This is a genomic window from Pseudoalteromonas sp. S558, assembly GCF_005886635.1.
GTDB classification, from domain to species: Bacteria; Pseudomonadota; Gammaproteobacteria; order Enterobacterales; family Alteromonadaceae; genus Pseudoalteromonas; species Pseudoalteromonas aliena.
The window spans coordinates 1-382 of record NZ_PNDU01000645.1; the positions used below are offsets into that span (position 1 = coordinate 1).

General features: G+C 32.2%; 1 pseudogene. It reads right to left on the reverse strand.

Annotation, left to right across the window (positions count from 1 at the left end):
• Positions 1–206, reverse strand: a pseudogene (locus tag CWB66_RS21780) (succinylglutamate desuccinylase); the annotation flags it as partial.
• Positions 207–382 lie beyond the last annotated feature (176 nt).

Here is a 382-nt window from a genome sequence, read left to right on the forward strand (position 1 = left end):
ACATGAATTGCACTTGAAAGCACCACATTCTTGGACGTTATACAATCAGGCTCAAATTCAATTACACCGGTATCATGCACGGTTACTTGCGTATTATTATTAAGAGTAAATTGGCCTGCATCCAAATGCCATTCATGGTTTCGAGAAAGCGTTAAAAAATCACCATCATGTTTTAATTGATTAATATATTCTGAAGTGGCTGACATCACTATAAAGCCCTTTTTGTTTTATAAATTGTAGATACAAAAACGGCTGAATAAATCAGCCGTTTTTAATTTTAATTGCAGATTAGCTAATTACTGAATCAACCAGTTTCTTAGCTTCTTTTTCTAATAAGGCTAAATGCTCTTCGCGTTTAAATGATAGTAGATATATTTTATAT